Origin of the sequence: Stenotrophomonas maltophilia (genome assembly GCF_025642255.1) — a bacterium.
Taxonomy (GTDB): Bacteria; Pseudomonadota; Gammaproteobacteria; order Xanthomonadales; family Xanthomonadaceae; genus Stenotrophomonas; species Stenotrophomonas maltophilia_P.
Genome location: NZ_CP106759.1, coordinates 2646829 through 2670561 on the forward strand (window position 1 = coordinate 2646829; position 23733 = coordinate 2670561).

Annotated in this window: 18 protein-coding genes; 10 read left to right on the forward strand and 8 right to left on the reverse strand. The window is 66.9% G+C overall.

Annotated elements, in window-relative coordinates; translation table 11 throughout:
• Positions 1-8 precede the first annotated feature (8 nt).
• From N8888_RS12180 to N8888_RS12195, 4 genes are all read left to right on the forward strand, one after another.
• Positions 9-893, forward strand: a complete 885-nt coding sequence (locus N8888_RS12180) for a DUF4097 family beta strand repeat-containing protein (RefSeq protein WP_263175014.1) — start codon at positions 9-11, stop codon at positions 891-893.
• Positions 894-923: 30 nt separating this feature from the next.
• The gene (locus N8888_RS12185) at positions 924-1535 is read left to right on the forward strand and encodes a YggN family protein (RefSeq protein WP_053515384.1); all 612 of its coding nucleotides are present in this window, start codon (positions 924-926) and stop codon (positions 1533-1535) included.
• 89 nt (positions 1536-1624) lie between these two features.
• A complete protein-coding gene (locus N8888_RS12190; protein WP_263175017.1) occupies positions 1625-2227 on the forward strand; it encodes a YggN family protein in 603 nt (200 codons plus the stop codon).
• 88 nt (positions 2228-2315) lie between these two features.
• On the forward strand, positions 2316-2741 hold the full coding sequence (locus N8888_RS12195; protein WP_053515382.1) for a hypothetical protein: 426 nt from the start codon (positions 2316-2318) through the stop codon (positions 2739-2741).
• A 58-nt stretch (positions 2742-2799) separates the two neighbouring features.
• Here N8888_RS12195 and N8888_RS12200 read toward each other — a convergent pair whose 3' ends face one another.
• Positions 2800-4236 carry a class II fumarate hydratase gene (locus tag N8888_RS12200; RefSeq protein WP_193396646.1) on the reverse strand — a complete coding sequence of 479 codons (1437 nt, stop codon included), beginning with the start codon at positions 4234-4236 and terminating at the stop codon, positions 2800-2802.
• Positions 4237-4526: 290 nt separating this feature from the next.
• Here N8888_RS12200 and purB point away from each other — a divergent pair, with 290 nt between their 5' ends.
• The 6 genes from purB (at position 4527) to lpdA (ending at position 14658) form a co-directional block, all read left to right on the forward strand.
• A complete protein-coding gene (gene purB, locus N8888_RS12205) occupies positions 4527-5894 on the forward strand; it encodes an adenylosuccinate lyase (RefSeq protein WP_263175020.1) in 1368 nt (455 codons plus the stop codon).
• 679 nt (positions 5895-6573) lie between these two features.
• Positions 6574-7983: a ribosomal protein uL16 3-hydroxylase gene (locus N8888_RS12210; protein ID WP_180875574.1), complete on the forward strand. Its 1410-nt coding sequence runs from the start codon at positions 6574-6576 to the stop codon at positions 7981-7983.
• Between the two features lie 3 nt (positions 7984-7986).
• A complete protein-coding gene (locus N8888_RS12215) occupies positions 7987-8889 on the forward strand; it encodes a GNAT family N-acetyltransferase (protein ID WP_263175022.1) in 903 nt (300 codons plus the stop codon).
• Positions 8890-9075: 186 nt separating this feature from the next.
• Entirely contained in the window at positions 9076-11907 is a 2832-nt protein-coding gene (locus N8888_RS12220; protein WP_263175024.1) for a 2-oxoglutarate dehydrogenase E1 component, read from the forward strand.
• Positions 11908-11950: 43 nt separating this feature from the next.
• Entirely contained in the window at positions 11951-13156 is a 1206-nt protein-coding gene (gene sucB, locus N8888_RS12225) for a dihydrolipoyllysine-residue succinyltransferase (RefSeq protein WP_065175459.1), read from the forward strand.
• Positions 13157-13221: 65 nt separating this feature from the next.
• Positions 13222-14658, forward strand: coding sequence for a dihydrolipoyl dehydrogenase (gene lpdA, locus N8888_RS12230; protein WP_053515369.1), 1437 nt, complete (start codon positions 13222-13224; stop codon positions 14656-14658).
• Between the two features lie 87 nt (positions 14659-14745).
• Here lpdA and N8888_RS12235 read toward each other — a convergent pair whose 3' ends face one another.
• The 7 genes from N8888_RS12235 to asnB all read right to left on the reverse strand — a co-directional run bounded on the left by N8888_RS12235 (position 14746) and on the right by asnB (position 23731).
• The gene (locus tag N8888_RS12235) at positions 14746-15003 is read right to left on the reverse strand and encodes a hypothetical protein (protein WP_065175461.1); all 258 of its coding nucleotides are present in this window, start codon (positions 15001-15003) and stop codon (positions 14746-14748) included.
• On the reverse strand, positions 15003-15221 hold the full coding sequence (locus N8888_RS12240) for a hypothetical protein (protein WP_053515365.1): 219 nt from the start codon (positions 15219-15221) through the stop codon (positions 15003-15005). Before N8888_RS12240 ends, N8888_RS12235 begins: the two co-directional genes overlap by 1 nt.
• A 118-nt stretch (positions 15222-15339) precedes the next feature.
• Entirely contained in the window at positions 15340-16929 is a 1590-nt protein-coding gene (locus N8888_RS12245) for an alkaline phosphatase D family protein (protein ID WP_317629464.1), read from the reverse strand.
• On the reverse strand, positions 16929-19172 hold the full coding sequence (locus N8888_RS12250; protein ID WP_253119556.1) for a TonB-dependent receptor family protein: 2244 nt from the start codon (positions 19170-19172) through the stop codon (positions 16929-16931). Before N8888_RS12250 ends, N8888_RS12245 begins: the two co-directional genes overlap by 1 nt.
• A gap of 219 nt (positions 19173-19391) precedes the next feature.
• The gene (locus N8888_RS12255) at positions 19392-20816 is read right to left on the reverse strand and encodes a replicative DNA helicase (protein ID WP_053515359.1); all 1425 of its coding nucleotides are present in this window, start codon (positions 20814-20816) and stop codon (positions 19392-19394) included.
• A gap of 348 nt (positions 20817-21164) precedes the next feature.
• Complete coding sequence (locus tag N8888_RS12260) at positions 21165-21725, reverse strand: NADPH-dependent FMN reductase (protein ID WP_053515357.1); 561 nt, start codon at positions 21723-21725, stop codon at positions 21165-21167.
• A 65-nt stretch (positions 21726-21790) separates the two neighbouring features.
• On the reverse strand, positions 21791-23731 hold the full coding sequence (asnB, locus tag N8888_RS12265) for an asparagine synthase (glutamine-hydrolyzing) (RefSeq protein WP_263175047.1): 1941 nt from the start codon (positions 23729-23731) through the stop codon (positions 21791-21793).
• Between the last annotated feature and the right edge of the window lie 2 nt (positions 23732-23733).

The following is a 23733-nucleotide window of genomic DNA, read 5'->3' on the forward strand; positions in this document are numbered from 1 at the left end:
CACCACCCATGCGTTCCCTGCTCGCCTGTACCGCGTTGTTGCTGATGCCGCTGTCGGCCCTGGCCGCCGATGCACCGAACTGCAAGTTCACCGCTGCGCGCACGTTGAAGCTGGACGTGGCCGGTGCCAAGGCGGTGGTGTTCGAGGTGAACCAGTTCGATCTGAAGGTGACCGCCCGCAGTGGAGGCGGTCAGCTCGACGGCCGTGCCTGCGCGTCCAGCCAGGATCTGCTGGACCAGCTGGTGCTGGACCAGCGCCGGGAAGGCGACAAGCTGGTGGTCAGCCTGCGCCGCGCAAGCCGTGCCGGCCTGAACCTGGGCAACTTCTACGCCTGGCTGGACATCCGCGGCAGCGTGCCGGACAACCTGCCGCTGCAGTTCAAGGTCGGCTCTGGCGATGCCAGCATCGACAACGCGCAGTCACTGAGCGTGGATGTCGGCTCCGGCGACGCCGTTGCGCGCGGCACCCGCGGCACCATCCATGCCTCCGTCGGCTCCGGCGACCTGGAGATCGACGGTGGCAGCGCACTGAACCTGCTGTCGCTCGGCTCGGGTGACGTCAAGGCGCGCAACATCGGGGGCGACGCGATCGTCGGCACGGTCGGCTCCGGCGACCTCACGATCAGCGACGTGCGTGGCAACGCACGCCTGGACACGGTCGGATCGGGCGACGTCGACTTCAAGCGCGTGCAGGGCAGCGTCCAGATCGGCGTGGTGGGCTCGGGGGGCATCGACCTGGGTGACATCGGCGGCGATGTGCACGTGCGCAGCCATGGCTCCGGCGACATCGACGTCGATGGCGTGCGCGGCAACCTGACCGTCGATCACAGCGGCAGCGGCGACGTCGTGCACCGCAACGTCAGCGGCAGGGTCACCCTGCCCCGCAACAAGTAAATCCCAACCCACCGATTCGAGGGGAATGCCATGAACCTGATGCGCCTGCTGCCTGCCACCCTGCTGTGCCTGCCGCTGATCGCCTGCGGTGGCACGTCTTCCGCGCCCGACACCAGTGTCGGCAAGAGCGTCGCCGAAACCTCCAGCGGCGTTGGCAGAAAAGTCCAGGAAGCCATGGATGAGGCCCGCAGGGAGATCACTGAGGGCAACATCAAGATCTCCGCCGACAATCAGCCGCGCGCGGAGATCACGCCGGATGGACATCTGCTGATCGGCGGCAAGGATGTGCCGACCAACGACGCGCAGCGCCGCCAGCTGCTGGAGTACCGCGGTCACGTGGTCGCCATCGCGACGGACGGGATGAATGTCGGCCTGGCCGGTGCCAAGCTCGGTGCCAGCGCTGCCGGTGAAGCGCTCAAGGGTATCTTCAGCGGTGACAGCGAAGGCGTGGAGAAGCGGATCAACGCCGAGGCCGCCAAGATCGAAGCGCAGGCCAAGCGCATCTGCGACCGCCTGCCGGCGATGCTGGCCAGCCAGCAGGCGCTTGCCCGCGAACTGCCGGCCTTCAAGCCCTACGCCAGCATGGACCAGAGCGACGTCGACGACTGCGGGAAGGACAGCTCGGTCACCTTCTCCAACTAAGACACTTCAGCGCAGCCGGCCGGCAGCGGGTCCCCGCTGCCGCCACCGGGCTTACAATGGGCACCCCGGATGCCCCCGATCGAATCGTCATGATCAAGCCGTTGCTACTTGCCGCCCTGCTGTGCCTGCCCTTGCTGGCCTGCGACGGCAACGCCGATGGTGTAGGCAAGGCCATCGGCACGCGCGCGGCCGAGATCTCCGGCGGCCTCGGCCAGAAGGCACGGGACGCCACGGATGAGGCCCGCAGGGAGCTCCTCCGGAACAACACCGCGCTCCACGCCAAGGGGCAGCCGCGCGCGGAGATCACCCCTGACGGTCAGCTGTTGGTCGACGGCAAGCAGATCCCTACCGATGCGGCACAGCGCCGCCAGCTGCTGGATCATCGCGCCCTGCTGATCTCCAATTCAACCGACCGTCTGAATGCCGATCAATCGTACGCCGACGCCGCCGACGCGACGTTGAAGGGCATCTTCGGCGGCGGTGGCGACGTCAGGAAGCAGGTCGGCAATGAGTATGATCGCCTCAAAGACGAGCTCAAGCGCATCTGTAGCCGCATGCCGGCGCTGCTTGCCAGTCAGCAGACACTGGCGCGCGACATCCCGGCCTTCAAGGCCTACGCGACGATGACGCAGAATGACGTTGACCGCTGCGGCAAGGGCGACGGCTCGTTCTCGATTCCATTCGACGACTGAGACAAATCAGCGCACCCGGCCGGCAGCGGGCCCCGCTGCCGGCACCGGGCTTACAATGGGCACCCCGGATGCCCCCGATCGAATCGTCATGAAGAAGCTGTTTCTGCTGCTGGCTGCCCTGTTCTGCCTGGGCCTGGCCGGCTGCGACCAGGATTACCGCAACCACCGCGCAGAGCGTGGCAAGCCCAAGATCTCCGTCAGCGAAGGCATGGTGACCGTGCGCCGTCCACCGGCACCGAACATCATCATCCTGGCCGACGGCACGATGAAGATGGACGAGATCCAGATTCCGCTGGACGATGCGCAGAAACAGATGCTGCAGACGATGTTCGGCAAGCTGCAGGTACTGCGCCAGAACACGCTGGTGGCCGCCCCGGCCGATCCGAACATGCAGCCGGTGAAGATCCAGCCGCCGGAGGGCATGGACGTCATTCCAGGCGACCTGATCCAGCGCATCCCCGAGTTCAAGGACTACACCGAGACCTTCGGCAACATCGTCGCCGACCGTCGCTGAACGCAAACGCCGCCCGAGGGCGGCGTTTCTCATTGGCCCGGCAAGCCTGCTCGGCAGATCAACCGCCGCCACCGCCTCCCGCATGGATGCCGCCAGCGGTCAGCGCCGTCGGATCCAGCAGGCGCCGCAGTTCCGCTTCGCCCAGGCCGCTGTCCTCCAGCGCCACCTCCAGCACCGGCCGCTGTTCCTTGTAGGCGCGCTTGGCGATTGCCGCAGCCTTCTCATAGCCGATGATCGGGTTCAGCGCAGTGACCAGGATCGGGTTGCGCGCCAGCGCCTCCGCCACGCGATCCTCGCGCACCTTCAGGCCTGCGATGGCGCTGTCGGCCAGCAGCGTCGACACGTTGGCCAGCAGGCCGATGCCTTCGAGCAGGTTCACCGCGATCAGCGGCAGGGTCACATTGAGCTGGAAATTGCCGGTCTGCCCGGCCACCGTGATCGCCGTGTGGTGACCGATCACCTGCGCGCAGGCCATCACCGTCGCCTCCGGAATCACCGGATTGACCTTGCCCGGCATGATCGAGCTGCCCGGCTGCAGGGCCGGCAGTTCGATCTCGCCCAGCCCCGCCAGCGGCCCGGCATTCATCCAGCGCAGATCGTTGGCGATCTTGATCAGCGCCACCGCCAGCGCATTGAGCTGGCCGGACAGCTCCACCGCATCGTCCTGCGCGGCCAGGCCTTCAAACTTGTTGTCGGCACTGTCGAACTTGAAACCCGAGTGCTGCTTGAGGGCCTTGGCCACCTGAGCGCCGAAACGCGGATCGGCATTGATGCCGGTACCGATGGCGGTGCCGCCCAGCGGCAGCCGGCGGACGCGCTTGAGGCTGTCCTCGATGCGCGCCTGTGCCGATGCCAGCTGTGCCGACCAGGCGCCGAACTCCTGCTCGAAGGTCAGCGGCATGGCGTCCATCAGGTGGGTACGGCCGGTCTTGACCACCTTGCGCAGGCTGCGGCCCTTCCTGTCGATGGTCCTGCGCAGATGCGCCAGCGCGGGCAGCAGCTGTTCGTGCGCCGCCAGCACCGCCGAGACGCGCAGCGCGGTCGGGATCACGTCATTGGAGCTCTGCCCCTGGTTGACGTGGTCGTTGGGATGGACCGTGGTCTTGCCGGCCTTGCCGGCGCGGTTGGCCAGGGTCGCGATGACCTCGTTGGCATTCATGTTCGAGGACGTACCCGAACCGGTCTGGTAGATATCGATGGGGAAATGCGCGTCCCAGTCGCCCGCCGCCACTTCCGCGGCGGCGGCCTGGATCGCCTTGGCCACGTTCCTGGGCAGGTGGCCCAGTTCGGCGTTGACGCCGGCAGCGGCGCCCTTGACCAGACCCAGCGCACGGATGAACCCGCGCGGCATGCGCTGGCCGGACACCGGGAAATTCTGCACGGCGCGCTGGGTCTGCGCGCCCCACAGGGCGTCGGCAGGCACCTGCAGCTCGCCCATGCTGTCGTGTTCGATCCGGAACGCCCGGGAGGCACCCTTGCTTGCAGCTTTGCTCATTGCATCGACTCCGCACTACTTCAGTTGGGGAAAGGGAAGCGGCGGCTGGCAGGGTGTCGCTTCCCGGGCTGGCGGCGGCAATCACGATACTCTCTTGCCCGTTGCATGGCATGACGGAAGCGGGCCGGATCGTTTCATCTGCGGCACCGTTGCCCATCGGGAGCGCCGGGCCCGGCCGGGCGAGGACAGCGCGCAGCCTCCCTGCGCCCGGCGTGGCCCGGTGCTGCCAAGCATGCGAAGGCCACGCGTCGTAGAATATCGGCCCCGCCGCTCGCTCCCGCCCTGCCGACATGTCCGATTCCGCCCTGCTCGCCCTGTCCCCGCTCGATGGCCGCTACGCCGGCAAGGTCGATGCCCTGCGCCCGATCTTCTCCGAGTACGGCCTGATCAAGGCCCGCGTCACGGTCGAGGTGGAGTGGCTGCTGGCGCTGGCCGCCGAGCCGGGCATCGTCGAGCTTGCAGCGTTCTCCGAAGCCGCCACCGCCCGTCTGCGCGCGCTGGCCAGCGGTTTCAGCCCCGCCCATGCCGCCCGGGTGAAGGAGATCGAGCGCACCACCAACCATGACGTCAAGGCGGTGGAGTACTTCATCAAGGAGCAGCTGAAGGACGACGCCGAGCTGGCGCCGGCACTGGAGTTCGTGCATTTCGCCTGCACCAGCGAGGACATCAACAACCTCAGCTACGGCCTGATGCTCGAGCAGGCGCGCCGCGAGGTGCTGCTGCCGACGCTCGACGGCATCGCCGCCACCCTGCGTGGCCTGGCCCACGCCCAGGCCGCGCAGCCGATGCTGTCGCGCACGCACGGCCAGACCGCTTCGCCGACCACCCTGGGCAAGGAGCTGGCAAACGTGGTGGCGCGCCTGGAGCGTCAGCGCCGCCAGATCGCCGCGGTCGAGCTGACCGGCAAGATCAACGGTGCGGTCGGCAACTACAACGCGCACGTCGCCAGCTACCCGGACGTGGACTGGCCGGCCTTCGCCGAACGCTTCGTGACCGGGCTTGGCCTGGTGTTCAACCCGTACACCACGCAGATCGAGCCGCACGACAACGTCGCCGAAATCGGCGATGCCGTCCGCCGCGCCAACATCATCCTGATCGACCTGGCCCGCGACATCTGGGGCTACATCTCGCTGGGCTACTTCAAGCAGCGCCTGAAGGAAGGCGAAGTCGGCTCGTCGACCATGCCGCACAAGGTCAACCCGATCGATTTCGAAAATGCCGAAGGCAACTTCGGCATCGCCAACGCGCTGTTCGAGCATTTCAGCGCGAAGCTGCCGATCAGCCGCTGGCAGCGCGACCTGACCGATTCCACCGTGCTGCGGGCGCTGGGTACCGCCTTCGGCCACAGCCAGGTGGCGCTGGACTCGCTGGCCAAGGGACTGGGCAAGCTGGAGGTGAATCCGCAACGCCTGGATGCCGACCTGGATGCGGCGTGGGAAGTGCTGGCCGAAGCGGTGCAGACGGTGATGCGCCGCCACGGCCTGCCGAACCCGTACGAGCAGCTGAAGGCACTGACCCGCGGCCAGGGCATCACCGCCGAGTCGATGCGGGCGTTCGTACAGGGGCTGGAGCTGCCGACGGATGCGAAGCAGCGGCTGCTGGAGATGACCCCGGGCAGCTATACCGGTCTGGCCGAGGCGCTGGCGAAGAAGATCTGAGGGGTTTCCTTTGCGGCGGCGGCCGCGGGCGCTGCCTGCGGCAGGCGTGTACTGCCAAGGCAACAGCAACAGCAACAGCGGTCCAGGCTCTGGATTGCTGGGAGTTGGGCGGGGCGGGTTGGGTTCGCGGGGGACGCCGTGAACCCGTCCCTGGGGGCTTGGCCGCGGCATCCATGCCGCGGACACCCCCGCGAACCCAACCCGCCCCACCTCTGACAGCTTCCCGGTGACGGATCGAAGCACATTTGTTGTCGGGACGGAATGTGAAGGAGGGACGCGGCTTCGCCGCGTCCCTCTTTGTTTTTGGGATTCTGCAGAGCCGAGCAAGCGCAGCGCGCGAGCCGCTGTTGCCTTTGATTTTCTTCTTCCATTCCGTGGCGGACCCCGCAGGAAACTGTCAGGGGCCGGGCGGGTGGGCTGCGCGGGGGTGTCCGCCGCATGGATGCGGCGGCCAAGCTTACAGGGACGTACTTGCAGCGTCCCCCGCGCAGCCCACCCGCCCGGCCAGGCACGGCTTTTTGCCTTCACGCGACCAAGCACCCGCCACGAGGGGCTCCGCCGTTGGCCGGACACCCCGCGACAAACCACCGCACGTGCGCAATCCCGACGAACGTCGGACAATGGACGCCTTGGCGGCACGCCGCGCCGCCCTCCCGCTTTCCGCTGCAAGGATTCCCCCATGGCCGCCCGCAAGTCCTCCGCCCCGCTCATCGAAGTCACCGCCCGCCCCGGCCAGCCGCTGGGCATGTCCCCGGCCGTGTTCCTGCGCGATTTCTGGCAGAAGCGTCCGCTGCTGATCCGCAACGCCTTCGCTGATTTCCAGTCTCCGGTGCAGCCGGAAGACCTGGCCGGGCTGGCCTGCGAAGAAGGCGTGCTGGCACGCCTGATCGAGCACGACAAGCGCCAGGACGGCTGGCGCGTACGTACCGGCCCGTTCCAGGAAGACGTATTCCCCGCCCTGCCCGACCACGACTGGACCCTGCTGGTGCAGGACGTGGACAAGTGGGACCCGGACGTGCGCGCGCTGATCGAGCACTTCCGCTTCCTCCCGCGCTGGCGCATGGACGACGTCATGATCAGCTTCGCCGCCACCGGCGGCTCGGTCGGTGCCCACGTCGACCAGTACGACGTGTTCCTGCTGCAGGCCCAGGGCCATCGTCGCTGGCAGATCGACGCCAGCGAGTCGATCAAGGGCCGGCGCCCGCCGCTGGGGTTCCGTCCGGACGTGGAACTGAAGCTGCTGGAGGTGTTCAAGCCCACCCACGACTGGGTGCTGGCGCCGGGCGACATGCTGTACCTGCCGCCGAACGTGCCGCACCATGGCGTCGCCGAAGACCCCTGCCTGACGTTCTCCTTCGGCATGCGCGCGCCGTCCTCGGCCGAACTCATCAGTGACTACCTGGACACCCTGATCGCCGATGCCGACGAGAACATCCGCTACCAGGACCCCGACCTGAAGCTGCCGGCCGATCCGAACGAGATCGACACGGTGGCGATGGCACGGGTGATCACCGCCCTCAACGCCATCCGCATGAACGACCCGGACAAGCTGGGCGACTGGTTCGGCCGCTTCATCACCACCTACCGCGCCGCCGGCGAAGTGATGGCCCACCAGGCCGCGCCGGAACAGGAAGAGGTGGTCGCCGCCCTGCAGTCCGGCCTTCTGCTGCAACGCCACCCCTGGGCCCGCCTGGCCTGGCGGCGGGCCAAGCGGGGCGCCAGCCTGTACGTCAGCGGCCAGGACTTCGCGCTGCCGGTGAAGGATGCGCAGCGCCTGGCCGGTGCCGAGCAGCTCGACGCGGCCGCCTATCGCGGACTGTCGGACAAGGGCCGCGCGGTGGTCCAGCAGCTGCTGGTCGGCGGCGTGTTCCAGCTGATCGACCCCAGCGAGCTGTATGGCGCCGACGACGAGGGCGAGGATGAAGGCGTCCTCGGTGAGGTGGTCGAAGGCCGCGACCAGGTGGAGGTGATCGATGACGACGCCGTGTCCGACGATGTCCACGTGGTGACCGTGCATGACGATGGCATCGAGGTCATCGTCAACTTCGAAGACGACGAAGAAGACGACAGCGACGCCGGTCGCGCCTGAGTCATGCCCTCGATCCGCGTCCATCAGGTAGGTCATGCCGATGCGCATGGCGCCATCCACGCTGTGCGCCAGCAGGTGTTCGTGCAGGAACAGGGCATTGCCAGCGAACTGGAGCGCGACGCGATGGACCCGGTCAGCGCCCACGTACTGGCGCTGGATGCCGACGGCACGCCGGTCGGCACTGGCCGGCTCACACCTGATGGTCGCGTCGGCCGCATGGCAGTGCTGGCGAGCCACCGCAGCCAGGGCATCGGTGAAGCCCTGCTCGAGGCCCTGGTCGAGTCCGGCCATGGCCTCGGCCTGGCCGAGCTGCATCTGCACGCACAGCTGCCCGCCCGCGACTTCTACGCGCGGCAGGGCTTCCTGCCTGAGGGCGAGGTCTTCGAGGAGGCCGGCCTGGGGCACCAGCAGATGCGCCGCCGGCTGGACGCGGCCAGCGCGATCAACAGCCACGCCGAGGCCGTGGCCGCCACCACCGCCCTCCTCCACCGTGCCCGTCGCCAGGTATGGCTGCACAGCCACCTGCTGGACCCGGGCCTGCTCGATGCCGGCCCGGTACAGGCCGCCCTGCGCCGCTTCGCCAGTGCCCGCCACGACAAGCAGCTGCGGGTGATCGTGCATGACGCGGCAGCCATTGGCCGTGCCGGCGCGCCGCTGCTGGCGATGGCACAGCGGCTGCCCAGCGTGATCCTGTTCCGCGAGGTGGCCGATCCGGTCGACCGGGCACTGGCGTCCGCCTGCCTGATCAATGACAGGGGCGACTTCTACTTTCGTCTGATCGGCCATCGCCTCGACGGCGAGGCCGGCATCGCGCTGCCGGCACGTTCGCGGCAGTTCGAGCAGCAATTGCAGCGCGTCTGGGACCGTTCGCGCGATTGCAGCGAACTCCGCGCGCTTGGCCTCTGAGCGCGACGGTCGGGTTCAACCTGTCTGGAAGCGGCACCGGGGGACGCACGATGGCCTCCGCGATGCCCCTTCGTGTCCGGATGGGGGTACAATTTGGCTGTTTGAACGCGCCTGCGCAGGGCTATTCATCTTCCTGCCGGGTCCTTCTTAAGCCATACCCCACAAAGCGAATCAACACCCTCCATCGTGGACAATCTACTGAAGCAGTTTGCGCAATCTTCGCAACTCGCCGGCGGCAACGCCTCCTATGTCGAGGACCTGTACGAGCAGTACCTCGTCTCCCCGGACAGTGTCGATCCCAAATGGAAGACCTACTTCGACGGCTTCAAGGGCCGCGAAGCAGGTGACATTCCGCACTCGGCCGTCATTTCCCACATCGCGGACGCGGCCAAGGATGCGCTGAAGGCCGGCACCGGCGCAGGTGCGGGCGACGAGCGTGAGCGCAATGTCGGTCGTCTGATCACCGCCTACCGCTCGCGCGGCCACCTGGACGCCCGCCTGGACCCGCTGGGCCTGGCTGCGCCGGTCAATACGCCGGACCTGGGCCTGCCGTTCCACAGCCTGTCCGATGCCGACCTCAACAGCGAGTTCAGCACCGGTGGCGTCGGCGGCCAGCCGCGCATGAAGCTGCGCGATCTGCTGGCGCGCCTTAAGGCGACCTACACCGGTTCGATCGGTGCGGAGTTCATGCACATCGCCGAGGTCGAGCAGCGCCAGTGGATCTACAAGAAGCTGGAACTGGCCGGCGGCAACTACCAGCTGGACGCTGACACCCAGCGCCGCACCCTGGAGCGCCTGACCGCGGCCGAAGGCCTGGAGCGCTACCTGCACACCAAGTACGTCGGCCAGAAGCGCTTCTCGCTGGAAGGCGGCGATGCGCTGATCCCGATGATGGACACCATCATCCGCAGCGCCGGCAAGGACGGCGTCAAGGACGTGGTGATCGGCATGGCCCACCGCGGCCGCCTGAACGTGCTGGTCAACACCCTGGGCAAGAACCCGCGCAAGCTGTTCGACGAGTTCGAAGGCAAGTTCGAGCACGACGAGCACGCCTCGGCCGGCGACGTGAAGTACCACATGGGCTTCTCCGCCGACGTGGCCACCGAGGGTGGCCCGGTCCACCTGGCGCTGGCGTTCAACCCGTCGCACCTTGAAATCGCCGACCCGGTCGTGGCCGGTTCCGTGCGTTCGCGCCAGGAGCGCCGCAAGGACACCGCCCGCAAGCAGGTCATGCCGATCCTGATCCACGGCGACGCGGCCTTCTCCGGCCAGGGCGTGGTCATGGAACTGTTCCAGATGTCGCAGGCCCGCGGCTTCGCCGTCGGCGGCACCGTGCACATCGTGGTCAACAACCAGGTCGGCTTCACCACCTCCAATCCGCTGGATACGCGCTCCACGCGCTATGCCACCGACGTGGCGAAGATGATTGCCGCACCGGTGCTGCACGTGAACGGAGATGACCCGGAAGCGGTCGTGTTCGCCGCGCAGCTGGCGTTCGAGTTCCGCCAGAAGTTCGCCAAGGACGTGGTCATCGACCTGATGTGCTACCGCCGTTGGGGCCACAACGAGGCCGACGAGCCGGCGATCACCCAGCCGCTGATGTACCAGGTGATCCGCAAGCACCCGACCACCCGCGAGATATATGCCGAGCAGCTGGAAAAGGCGGGCGTGATCGCCGCCGGCGCCGGCAAGGCGATGGTCGATGCCTACCGCGAGAAGCTGGACGCCGGCGAAGTGACCACCGAACTGGCCAAGGTCGAGAAGACTCCGCCGAGCAGCCCGCTGTTCGTTGATTGGCCGAAGCTGCTGGAAGGCAAGCTGTCCGACCCGGTCTCGACCAAGGTCGAGAAGAACAAGCTGGTCGAGCTGGCCAAGCTGATCAACACCATCCCGGACGAAGTGCAGCTGCACTCGCGCGTGGCCAAGGTCTACGACGACCGCCGCAAGATGGCCGCTGGCGAGATTCCGGGCGACTGGGGCTTTGCCGAAAACCTGGCCTACGCCACCCTGCTGGACGAAGGCCATGCACTGCGCCTGGTCGGCCAGGACGTCGGCCGCGGTACGTTCACGCACCGCCATGCGATCCTGCACGACCAGAAGACCGACAACTACTACATGCCGCTGCGGCAGCTGGTGGATTCGCCGGAGAAGGCCACCGTCATCGATTCGCTGCTGAGCGAAGAAGCGGTGATGGCCTACGAGTACGGCTTCTCCACCACCGATCCGAACACGCTGTGCATCTGGGAAGGCCAGTTCGGCGACTTCGCCAACGGCGCCCAGGTGGTGATCGATCAGTTCATCGCCGCCGGTGAAGCCAAGTGGGGCCGCATTTCCGGCCTGACCCTGCTGCTGCCGCATGGCTATGAAGGGCAAGGCCCGGAACACAGCTCGGCGCGCCTGGAGCGCTTCCTGCAGCTGTGCGCGCTGGAGAACATGCTGGTGGTCGTGCCGTCGACCCCGGCCCAGGCCTTCCACATGCTGCGTCGCCAGCTGCACATGACCACCCGCAAGCCGCTGGTGGTGATGTCGCCGAAGTCGCTGCTGCGCCACAAGCTGGCGGTGTCGACCCTGGACGAGCTGGCCAACGGCGAGTTCCAGCACCTGATCGGCGATGCCAATGCCGACGCCAAGAAGGTCAAGCGCGTGGTGCTGTGCTCGGGCAAGGTCTACTACGACCTGCTGGAAGACCAGACCAAGCGTGGCCAGGACGACGTGGCGATCATCCGCGTGGAGCAGCTGTATCCGTTCCCGCGTGCCCTGCTGGCTGCCGAACTGAAGAAGTATGGCAAGGCCACCGACGTGGTGTGGACGCAGGAAGAACCGCAGAACCAGGGCGCGTGGTACCAGATCCGCCACCACCTGCAGTTCTGCCTGGCCGAGGGCCAGAACCTGCATTACGCCGGTCGCGCACGTTCGGCGTCGCCGGCTGCCGGTCACATGGCTGACCATGTCCGCGAGCAGCAGCAGCTGATTGCCGACGCACTGGTCAACCCGTTCAACGACCAGGTCGCTGAATAACTCTCCTCCCCCTTATTTAGAAGACAAACCAGGAAGCTCCCGCATGGCCACCGAAGTCAAAGCCCCGGTACTGCCCGAATCCGTCGCCGACGGCACCATCGCCACCTGGCACAAGAAGGTGGGCGACGCCGTCAAGCGCGACGAAAACCTGCTTGACCTGGAAACCGACAAGGTCGTCCTGGAAGTGCCGTCGCCGGTCGATGGCGTGCTGAAGGAGATCAAGTTCGACGTGGGCGCCACCGTGACCTCCAGCCAGGTCGTGGCGATCATCGAGGAAGGCGCCGTGGCGGCTGCCCCGGCTCCGGCCGCTGAAGAGAAGAAGGCCGATGCCCCGGCTCCGGCCGCAGCCGCTGCTCCGGCTCCCGCCGCGGCTCCGGCCCCGGCAGCCAAGTCGGCCGCCGATGCGCTGCCGCCGGGTGCCCGCTTCACCGCCATCACCGAGGGCGTGAACCCGGCCGACGTGGACGGCACCGGCCGTCGCGGCGCGGTGACCAAGGAAGACATCGTCAACTTCGCCCGCAACGGCGGCGCCGGCAAGGCCGGTGGCGCACGTCCGGAAGAACGCGTGCCGATGACCCGCATCCGCAAGCGCATCGCCGAACGCCTGATGGAGTCCAAGAACTCCACCGCCATGCTGACCACCTTCAATGAAGTCGACCTGTCCAAGGTGTCGGCCGCGCGCAAGGAACTGCAGGACGAGTTCGTCAAGGCCCACGGCATCAAGCTGGGCTTCATGAGCTTCTTCGTGAAGGCCGCCGCCAACGCGCTGCAGCGCTTCCCGCTGGTCAACGCGTCGATCGATGGTGACGACATCATCTACCACGGCTACTCGGACATCTCCATCGCCGTGTCGACCGAGAAGGGCCTGGTGACCCCGGTGCTGCGCAACGTCGAGCGCATGTCGTTCGCCGACATCGAGAAGACCATCGCCGACTACGCCAAGAAGGCCCGTGACGGCAAGCTGAGCCTGGAAGAACTGCAGGGCGGCACCTTCACCGTGACCAACGGCGGCACCTTCGGCTCGCTGCTGTCCACGCCGATCATCAACCCGCCGCAGAGCGCCATCCTGGGCATGCACGCCATCAAGGAGCGTCCGATCGCCCAGAACGGCCAGGTCGTGATCGCGCCGATGATGTACCTGGCGCTGTCCTACGACCACCGCATCATCGACGGCAAGGACTCGGTGCAGTTCCTGGTGGACATCAAGAACCAGCTGGAAAACCCGGGCCGCATGCTGTTCGGCCTGTAAGACCTCCCGCCCTCTTCCGCGCCCGCGCGGAAGGGGGTTCCGGTAAAGCATCAAGGACTAATTCAATGGCTGAACAATTCGACGTCGTCGTCATCGGTGCGGGCCCGGCCGGTTACCACGCTGCCATCCGCGCGGCCCAGCTGGGCCTGAAGACCGCCTGCATCGACGCAGCGCTGGGCAAGGATGGCAAGCCGGCGCTGGGCGGCACCTGCCTGCGCGTGGGCTGCATCCCGTCCAAGGCGCTGCTGGATTCCTCGCGCCAGTTCTGGAACATGAGCCACATCTTTGGCGACCACGGCATCAGCTTCAAGGACGCCAAGATGGACGTCGAGGCGATGGTTGGCCGCAAGGACAAGATCGTCAAGCAGTTCACCGGCGGCATCGCCATGCTGTTCAAGGCCAACAAGGTCGCCACCTACTACGGCTTCGGCGAACTGCAGCCGGGCAACGTGGTCAAGGTGAAGCAGCACGACGGCTCGGAAGTCGAGCTGAAGGGCACCAACGTCATCATCGCCGCCGGTTCGGATTCGATCGAACTGCCGTTCGCCAAGTTCGACGGCGAGACCATCGTCGACAACGTCGGCGGCCTGGACTTCACCGAAGTGCCGAACCGCCTGGCGGTGATCGGCGCCGGCGTGATCGGTCTGGAGCTGGGCAGCGTGTGGAAGCGCCTGGGCGCTGAAGTCACCATCCTCGAGGCGCTGCCGGAGTTCCTGGCCGTCGCCGACGCCGAAGTCGCCAAGACCGCGGCCAAGGAATTCAAGAAGCAGGGCCTGGACATCCGCCTGGGCGCCAAGGTCTCCAAGACCGAGATCACCGGCAAGGGCAAGAAGAAGGAAGTCGTTGTCACCTACACCGACAGCGAAGGCGAGAAGACCCTGACCGTGGACAAGCTGCTGGTGGCCGTCGGCCGTCGCGCTGCCACCAAGGGCCTGCTGGCCGAAGGCACCGGCGTGAAGGTCAACGAGCGTGGCCAGATCGAAGTCGATGCGCATTGCCACACCGGCGTCGATGGCGTCTGGGCGGTGGGCGACTGCGTGCGCGGCCCGATGCTGGCGCACAAGGGCTTCGAGGAAGGCATCGCCGTGGCCGAACTGATCGCCGGCCTGCCGGGTCACGTCAACTTCGACACGATTCCGTGGGTCATCTACACCGAGCCGGAACTGGCCTGGGTGGGCAAGACCGAGGCACAGCTGAAGGCCGAAGGCATCCCGTACAAGGCCGGCAGCTTCCCGTTCGCCGCCAACGGCCGTGCCGTGGCAATGATCGAGCCGGCAGGTTTCGTGAAGATCCTGGCGCATGCCGAGACTGATCGCATCCTCGGCATGCACCTGGTCGGCGCCAACGTGTCCGAGCTGGTGCACGAAGGCGTGCTGACCATGGAGTTCAGCGGTTCGGCCGATGATCTGGCCCGTATCTGCCACGCCCACCCGTCGCTGTCGGAAGTGGTCCACGACGCGGCGATGGCGGTCAGCAAGCGCGCCATCCACAAGGCCAATTGATCGGCCCGGTGGCATGACAGGAAAACCCCGCCTCGGCGGGGTTTTTTTGTTTGGCCTTCTGATGTGGAGCCGAGCATGGGCCCGGCGCTACACCTTTCCAGCAGGCGGCTCCGGTGCATCGTCACAGATGCGATGCTGCACCACGGTTTCACCCACCTTCCATTCCTTCACCACCCTGCAGCGTTCCTTGGGCCTGTCAGGCTTGGCGAGCTTGGCCGCCGCAGCATCCGCTTCGTCGGCAGCGGCGGTCTGCTGGCGTTCCAGCCAGGCGGACGGTGGTGTCGCGGGCGTGGCAGGGGCCGGCGCCGCGAGCGCCAATACCAGTACCGCGATGGCCGGCGTCATCACGCAGCCACCGGACCGCGGCCGCCACCCAGCAGGCGTGCCGGCAGCATGAACAGCGCGCGCAGGAACGCGAACAGCGCCGAGAACGTGATGCCGACCAGGCGGAACGGCAGGCTCAGCAGCCACACGAACGGCCAGGCGATCAGGGCAAGGATCGCCAACGGCCAGCACAGCACGAACAGCAGGCACCACACGCCCAGCGCGAACAGGGTCTTCATCACGGTCTCCTTGCAGCGGCCCCTTGCCGCCTGCGACCACAGTGCCGCCCTGCCCCGGAGGGAGCAAACGGTTTGCGACGAAACCCGGCAGGGCGCGATGAAACCCGGAACGCAGCCGCTATACCTGCACCGCCCCCGGGCGGCCGTGGGCGACCTGGAAACGCGCGGCGGTCCGCACCGCGGCATCGGTACGCAGCACGCTGTCGGCCAAGCGCAGTTCCGCATCCACGGCCTGCCGGTTGAGCTGCAGCCTCCACCAGCCACGGCGGTCGCCGTCGAAATAGCGGATGTGCGGATTCAGGGGAATCGACGGTCCGTAGTAAGGGCCATACGGTGTGTCGTCTCCGCCACTGCTGATGGCGGGCGCGATGAACTCGGTGGCCACCACGGGAGCATCGGCCGCATCGAAGTCCAGCTTCAGATCGTTGACGAAGGTGGAATGCCAGTCGCCTCCCAGCACGATCGCATTGCCCTGCCCGCCCGCCTGCAGCGCCTGCAGCAACCGGTTGCGCGCGGCAGGATACCCATCCCAGGCATCGTTCCAGAACCGCTCGCGCGGGGTGCCGCCGTCCAGCCGCAGCTGCGCCATCAGCAGCTGCTGCACCACCACATTCCAGCGCGTGCCCCGCGCGGCCGCCATCGACTGTGCGAACCACGCCTCCTGGCCGGACCCGAGCATGCTCATGCGCGGGTCCAGTGCCGCCTCGCAGCGCGGTGACTCGCCCACACCGCAGGGGTTGGCCGGGCGGAACTGGCGGCAGTCGAGCAGGCTCAGCTGCGCAAGGTCGCCGTAGCGCAGGCGCCGGTGCACCCGCAGGCCACCATTGCCGGCCGGAGTGCTGCGCATGGGCAGGTGCTCGTAGAAGGCGCGATAGGCAGCGGCCCGCCGGACGATGAAGTCCTCCACCGGCACGCTGTCCTTTTCAGGATGGACGCCGGAATAGTCGTTCTGCACCTCATGGTCATCCCAGATCACCGCGAAGGCGTGCGCGGCGTGCGCTGCCTGCAGGTCCGGATCGAGCTTGTACAGCGCGTACTGGTCGCGATAACGCTGCAGACTGACGGTCTCGCCGCTGAATCGCTCCGCATCCAGTGTGCGGCCGCGTGCGTTCTGCAGTGGACTGTACTCGTACAGATAGTCGCCGGCATGCAGCACCAGGTCGACATCGCTCCGCGCGATATCACGCAGTACCGGGTAGTAGCCGCTGTTCCAGGCCTGGCAGGTGCACAGGGCCAGGCGCAGCTGCTGCAGCTGCGCGTCCGGCAGCGGCGCGGTGCGGAAGTGGCCGACCGTGCTTTCCTCATCACCGTCGCAGGCAAAACGGTAGTAATAGTCACGGCCGGGACGAAGGCCATTGATCTCCACGTGCACCGAATGCGCCAGCTCGGGCACCGCTGCGGCGACGCCACGCTGCACCGGACGGCGCATGCCGGGATCTTCGGCCACGAACCAGCGCACCGGCACCGCCCGCGGCGGCATGCCACCGCCGTTGAGCGGATCGGGGGCGAGCCGTGTCCACAGCATCGCCCCCTGCGGATCCGGATCGCCGGCGGCGACGCCGAGGGTGAACGGATCGCGGCCCAGACGTGGCCGTGGGCCTGCCGCGGCCAGCCCCGGCATCGCCGCCAGTGCGATCGCCGCCCCCGTACCCTGCCACGCCATGCGCAGCAGGCGACGACGGTGCTCCGGATCCATGGGCCGCTGCATCAGAAGCGCACGGTCGCCGTCGCCATCACCTGCCGCGGCGCACCCACCTGCATGGTCGCGAGGCTGCGCGTGGGATCTGCGGCATAGGTGCCGTTGGTGTTGATCGAAGACAGGTAACGCTTGTCCGCCAGGTTGGTCAGGTTCACTGCCACTGTCAGGTTCTGCGCGGGCCCCAGGGAGCCGAAATCGTAAGCCACCGAGGCGTTGACCAGCCAGTAGCTGGGAACCGACAGGTCATTGGTATAGGTCACGTAACGCTTGCCGACATGGTTGGCGGACAGGCGCATGTCCCACGGGCCCGGCGTCCAGGCCAGGGTGCTGGCGAACATCCATTCCGGCGTATCCACGGTCTTCCTGCCGCGGGTCGGTACCACCCCGTTGTTGACGTAGTCGTCGTCGTAGGTGCTGTCGTTCCACGACAGCGCGTTGGACCAGGTCACGTCCTGCACCGGCTTCAGCTGCAGGGTCGCCTCGGCACCGCGGCTGGTCACCGAACCGACGTTGGAGAACAACGCAGGGCAGCCGAGGATGCCCACGCACTGGGCGATGGCAAGCAGGCGGTTGTCGAACTTCACGTCGTACACCGCGACCGACGCCTCATACCCCTGCCCGTAGCCGCGCCAGCCCAGTTCGATCGTGCGCGACTGCTCCGGCTTGAGGTTGCGTGCACTGGCGTCGAAGGCCTGCTGCGGCACGTTGAACGGACTGCCCACGCCCAGCGCATAGGCGGCGATGTTCCTGGCGAACGAACCGAAGATTTCATTGCCTTCGTTGAGCTTGAAATTGAAGCCGGCCTGCGGCAGCAGTCCCTTGCTGGAGGTCAGGCTGCTGTTGTTGGCATAGCTGCCCAGCGGCGTGCGGACGCGGGTGCGGGTGTGCGGCGACTTCGCGCCGATGTCCACCGTCAGGCGGTCGTCGAACAGGCGGAAGCGGTCCTGCACATAGAACTGGCGGGTGATGGTGGTGTAGAGCTGGCGCCACACGCGCTGGTCCGGATTGCGCAGGAAGAAGTCGTCGGTGATCGGGCCATCGATGTAGTAGAAGTTGCGCTGCACGCTGTGCCCGTTGTCCTCGTACCACAGGCCGGCTTCCAGCTCGTGCCCGCCGACGTTCCAGGTGAACGCGGAGGTCACGCCTGTACGGTCGATCGCGTACTCGGTGGTGCGGATCGAGATCGGGATCTCGCGCGCGGTGCCCGGATTGGAAGGATTGGACGGACTGAACCAGTGGCCCTGCCCGCGATTGCTGTGATTGTAGACATTGACCTTCAGGCGCATCGCTTCGTTGAGGCCGAAGTCGCCGGCGACGCTGGAGATATCGTCGTTGCGCAGGCCATGACCGGAGTAGTACGCATCCCAGGGGCTGTTGACGCCGCCACTGAACTGCCCGCGTGCCGCGGCCAGCGCGCGGTCCCAGTCCGGCGCGTAGTTGTCCCAGTTCCAGCCCAGGCGGTCGATCATCTCCAGCGACAGATCCTGGTAGTCCGCCTCGACCCGGCGTGATGCGTTGAACAGCGCGGTGATCCTGCTGTCCACGCCGAAGTTGTAAACGGCCTTGCCGTTGAACTGCTTGAGCTCCTGCGAGCCCTTCCCCTTCCACTTGTCGCCTTCGGAGTACACGCCGGACAGGTACGCGGCAAACCCTTGGTGCTCGCCGGTCTCCAGGCGGGCATAGCTGCGCCGCGCGTTGTCGCTGCCGAAGCCCTGCGCCAGCACCACGCCGTACTCGGTGGAAGGATCGATCGAATAGAACTGGAACACGCCCCCCAGGTTGCTGGTGGACGGCGTCCCCAGCGCGCCGATGCCGGTGGAGACTTCCGCACCGCCCAGGTTCTCGCTGATGACCGCGCGGCTGACATGCAGGCCATTGCTGTTGCCGTAGCTCATGTTGCCCAGCGGAATGCCGTCCAGCGTGTAGCCAAGCCGGTTCTGGTTGAAGCCGCGCAGGCTGATGCTGGTCGACCACTCGTAGGCACCGGTGGCGTCACCCGACTCGAAATGCACGCCCGGCTTGCTGGCCAGCAGCTTGAGCGGATTCGCGCCCGGCGGCAGCACCTTCATGTCCTCGGCGGTGACACGCTGCACCTGGCGCGCTTCGCCGCGGCCGATCACCGAGATCGAATCGAGGGTGGTCGCCGACTGTGTATCGGAGGTGGGGGCGGTTTCAGCGGCCGCCAGCGACGGCAGCGAGGCACAGACCAGCAGAGCCAGCAGATTGCGGCGGAGCGGAGCGTGGGACGGCATGGGAGGCGGATTCCTTGGACGCGCTGGACGCCAGCGACGGGCGTCGGAAGTGGGAGGACAGCGGCGGCATGGTAGGAAGGCCCAGTTACATGTCAGTTACACGTCATGTGACCATCGCCCGGCAAGGTACGCGCCTTGCGCGCGCACCAACGCAAAGAGCCGGGCACGCGCCCGGCTCTTGCAGAACAGAAGGAGATCGCCGGCCCGCGGCCGGCAGCCCTACTCGAACGAACCGACCGAATCGTGGGCCAGATTGTCGAAACGCGTGTACTCGCCGAAGAACTTCAGTTTGCACGAACCGGTCGGGCCGCCACGGTGCTTGCCGATGATGATTTCGGCCAGGCCCTTGTCCGGTGAGTTTTCCTTGTTGTAGTAGTCGTCGCGGTAGATGAACACGATCATGTCCGCGTCCTGCTCGATGGCGCCCGATTCGCGCAGGTCAGCCATCACCGGGCGCTTGTCGGTACGCGTTTCCAGCGAGCGGTTGAGCTGGGAAAGTGCGATCACCGGCACGTTCAGCTCCTTGGCCAGGCCCTTCAGCGAACGCGAGATCTCCGAGATTTCTGTCGCGCGGTTCTCGCTGTTGCCGGGCACGCTCATCAGCTGCAGGTAATCGATCACGATCAGGCCCAGGTCGTGCTCGCGCTTGAGGCGGCGGCACTTGGAGCGCAGCACTTCCGGCGATACGCCCGGCGTGTCGTCGATGAAGATCTTGGTTTCCTTCAGCATCTTGATCGCGCTGGTGACGCGGCTCCAGTCCTCGTCTTCCAGCTGGCCGGTACGCAGGCGCTGCGCGTTGATCCGGCCATTGGAGGAGATCAGTCGCATCGCCAGCTGTGATGCGGACATTTCCATCGAGAACACCGCCACGCCCTTCTTCGACTTGATCGCCGCATACTCGGCGATGTTCAGCGCGAAGGTGGTCTTGCCCATCGCCGGGCGCGCGGCCAGGATGATCAGGTCGGTCGGCTGCAGGCCGGCCGTCATCGCGTCGAAATCGTTGTAGCCGGTTGGCAGGCCGGTGATGTTGCCGCCGTTCTCGAAGCGGTTGCGCAGTTCCTCGAAGGCATCCTTCAGCGCGCCGGGCATGGCGACGAAATCCGTACGCCCGCGTGCGCCCTGCTCGGCAATGGCGAACACGCTCTTTTCCGCCGACGCCAGCAGCTCGCTGCTGTCGCGGCCTTCCGGCTGGAAACCATCGTTGACGATGTCGGTACCGACCTGGATCAGCTGCCGCAGCACCGCCTTGTCACGTACGATCTCGGCGTAGGCAGCGATGTTCGCCGCCGACGGCGTGGTGCTGGCCAGTTCGATCAGATAAGCGCCATCCCCTACCAGCTCCAGCTTGCCCTGCGATTCGAACCATTCGCCCAGCGTCACCGCATCGAAGGGTCGGTCACGCTCGGACAGCTCTCGGATCGCGCGGTAGATCATCTGATGATCGCGGCGATAGAAGTCGGTCTCGGTCAGCTGGTCGTTGACCCGGTCGAACGCTTCGGGTGCCAGCATCAGGCCACCCAGCACCGCCTGCTCGGCCTCCACCGAATGCGGTGGCACCCGCAGCTGGTCGATGCGCGAATCATCGCGTTCGAAGCCATCACCGCGGTCTCTGCGGTTGGAACGGAAGCCGGGACGGGCGGACATGCGGCGGTGTTTCCTGCAAAAGTGGGGCCAGACGAGTGTAGGCATGCGCCGACCCTGGCGGCCATGGACAAGCCTGTGGATAAGCCGTGGAAGAACGGGGGATATCCGCCGGAGCCTGGCCAGAATGGCGCGGAGGCGTCGCACTGCCTGCGACGGGCGCCCGTGCGACGCCCGAGTGCGTCATTATCGCAGATCAGCCGGCCAGGGTCGGATTCCGTGCAGCGTACGGGCTCTGGCCCGCTCAGCTGCAAGTGGGGTCAGAGCCCGCCGCTGCGCGCCGGGATTCGACCCCGGATGTGGCTGGGGTCGGATCCCTCTGCAACGCAGAGGGCTCTGACCCCATACGTCTCAATCGCCCTTCACGTGCACCGCGATCAGCGCCAGGAACCGGTCCACATACCCCTGCAGGAATTCCCGCGTGGCGTCGTTGTGGATCGTACCGTCGGCGTCGATCAGGCCGTCCTTGAAATGAATGAACGCCTCCGGCTGGCCGAGCACATGCATGTCGAGGAAGGCCAGGCTGTTGCGCAGGTGCTGCTGGGCCACCGCGGTGCCGATCTGGCCGATGGACGCACCGATCACCGCAGCGGGCTTGCCTGCGAATGCGCTGTCGCCATAGGGGCGCGAGCCGATGTCGATGGCGTTCTTCAGCACGCCCGGCACCGAACGGTTGTATTCGGGTGTCACGAACAGCACGGCGTCGGCGGCACGCACCTGCTCCTTCAGGCGGACACACGATGGCGGGTAATCGGCGTCGAAATCCTGGTCATACAGGGGAAGGTCGCGGATCTGCACGTACTGGAACCGGGCCCGGTCGCCGGCAAGCTTTTCAAGTGCATGGGCCAGCCGGCGGTTGCATGACTCCCGGCGCAGGCTTCCGACGAACACGGCGATGGTGGGAACGGACATCGGACGGACTCCTCATGGTGCGGGAAACCCATCCTATTCACCGTCCCCTTTCCAGGCAGTGAAGGTCAGCCGCCGACGCTGGCCCGGACCTGGCGCCAGTGGGCCTGCCATGCCTGGAACATCAGCACGTTCCACAGATGCGTGTGCCACTTGCGCTGGCCGCCAAGGAACTGCTGCCACAGCGGCTGCACCGCGGCCGCCGACAGCACGCCTTCGCGTTCCAGCCGCGAAGGCTGCAGCAGATCGTCGGCCCACGGCCGCAGGTCGCCCTTCAGCCAGTCGCTGACAGGCGCACCGAAACCACGCTTGGGCCGGTGCACCATCGCGTGCGGGACGTATCGGCCCAGCACGCGCTTGAGCAGGACCTTGCTGGTCGTTTCACTGCGCTTGAAGCCCAGCGGCAGCGACCAGGCGAACTGGGCCACCCGCCAGTCCAGCAACGGCGCACGCGCCTCCAGGCTGACCGCCATCGAAGTGCGGTCGACCTTGCACAGCAGGTCATCAGGCAGGTAGGTCACGAAATCGGCCAGCATCATCGCGTCTGCCGGCGTGCCCGCGCCGTGCAGCGGATCGGCCAGGTCATAGAAGCTGCCAGCCGGCTGCGCACCGGGCACCACCGCCGCCGGGTCACGCCAGCGCGAAATGCGGTTGCGGTACACATCGCCGATGCCGCGGGCGCCGGTTTCGGCCAGCAGCGCCGCCAGGCCTCCCGTGCGCGACGCCTCGCCCTGCTGCTGCGCGCGGGCCCCCATCCACCGCCGCAGCGGGCCCGGCACGCGACCCAGCATCTGCCAGTTGCGCAGCGCGCGCACGTAGCGGGTGTAGCCGAAGAACAGCTCATCGCCACCATCGCCGGACAAGGCCACGGTCACCCCCTGCCTTGCCAGCCGGGCCACCAGCGCGGTCGGCACCTGCGAGGCATCGGCAAAAGGCTCGTCGAACATCGTCGGCAACTGCGGCACCACCGCCAGTGCGTCGGCCCCGCTGACGTAGAGCTCGGTGTGGTCGCAGCCCAGATGCGCGGCCAGTTCCCTGGCCAGCGGTGCCTCATCGTGGCTTGAATCCTGGAAGCCGATGCTGAAGCTGTGCACCGGCTGCCTGCTCTGCGCCTGCATCAGCGCCGCCACCAGCGACGAATCGGTCCCCCCGGACAGGAACACGCCGACGGGCACGTCCGCGACCATGCGCAACGCCACGGCGTCGCGCAGCAGGGCATCAAGCTGCTCCTCGGCCTCCTCGATGCGGCCCTGGAAGGGTGCAGCCAGTGCGGCCTGCATGCGCGCACGCGCGTCCCAGTACGGACGCTGCGCCTGCTCCGGCCGGTGCGCGCCGGCTCCGGCGGCAACCATCGGCGCATCCACCCGCAGCACCCGGCCGGGCATCAGCTTGTAGCAGCGCTGATGGATGCTGTGCGGCGCCGGGATGTAATCCAGCCGCAACAGCAGCGTCAACGCATCCCGATCGATATCGTTGTCGAACGCTGGATGCTGCCACAGTGCCTTCAGCTCGGAACCGAACACCAGCGCGTCACCGGCCCAGCCGTAGTACAGTGGCTTCTTGCCGACCCGGTCGCGGGCCAGCCAGAGGCACTGCTCGCTGCGGTCCCACAGAGCGATGGCGAACATGCCGTTGCAGCGCTGCAGGGTGTCTTCCAGGCCCCACTGCAGGATCGCAGCCAGCAGCACCTCGGTATCGGAGTGGCCACGGAACGCATGGCCCAGCGGCTCCAGCTCGGCGCGCAGGGCCGCGAAGTTGTAGACCTCGCCGTTGTAGGCCATCACATAGCGGCCGTCGGACGATGCCATCGGCTGGTGGCCCAGCGGGGACAGATCGAGGATGCTCAGCCGGCGGTGCGCCAGTGCGATCCCGGCAGCGGCATCGACCCAGGTGCCACCATCATCCGGCCCGCGATGGTGCAGCGCCTGGCCCATGGCCAGGGCCTGTGCCTGCAGTTCCTCGGCCGGCACCATCGGTGCCGGCAACAGCATTCCCGCCAATCCACACATGC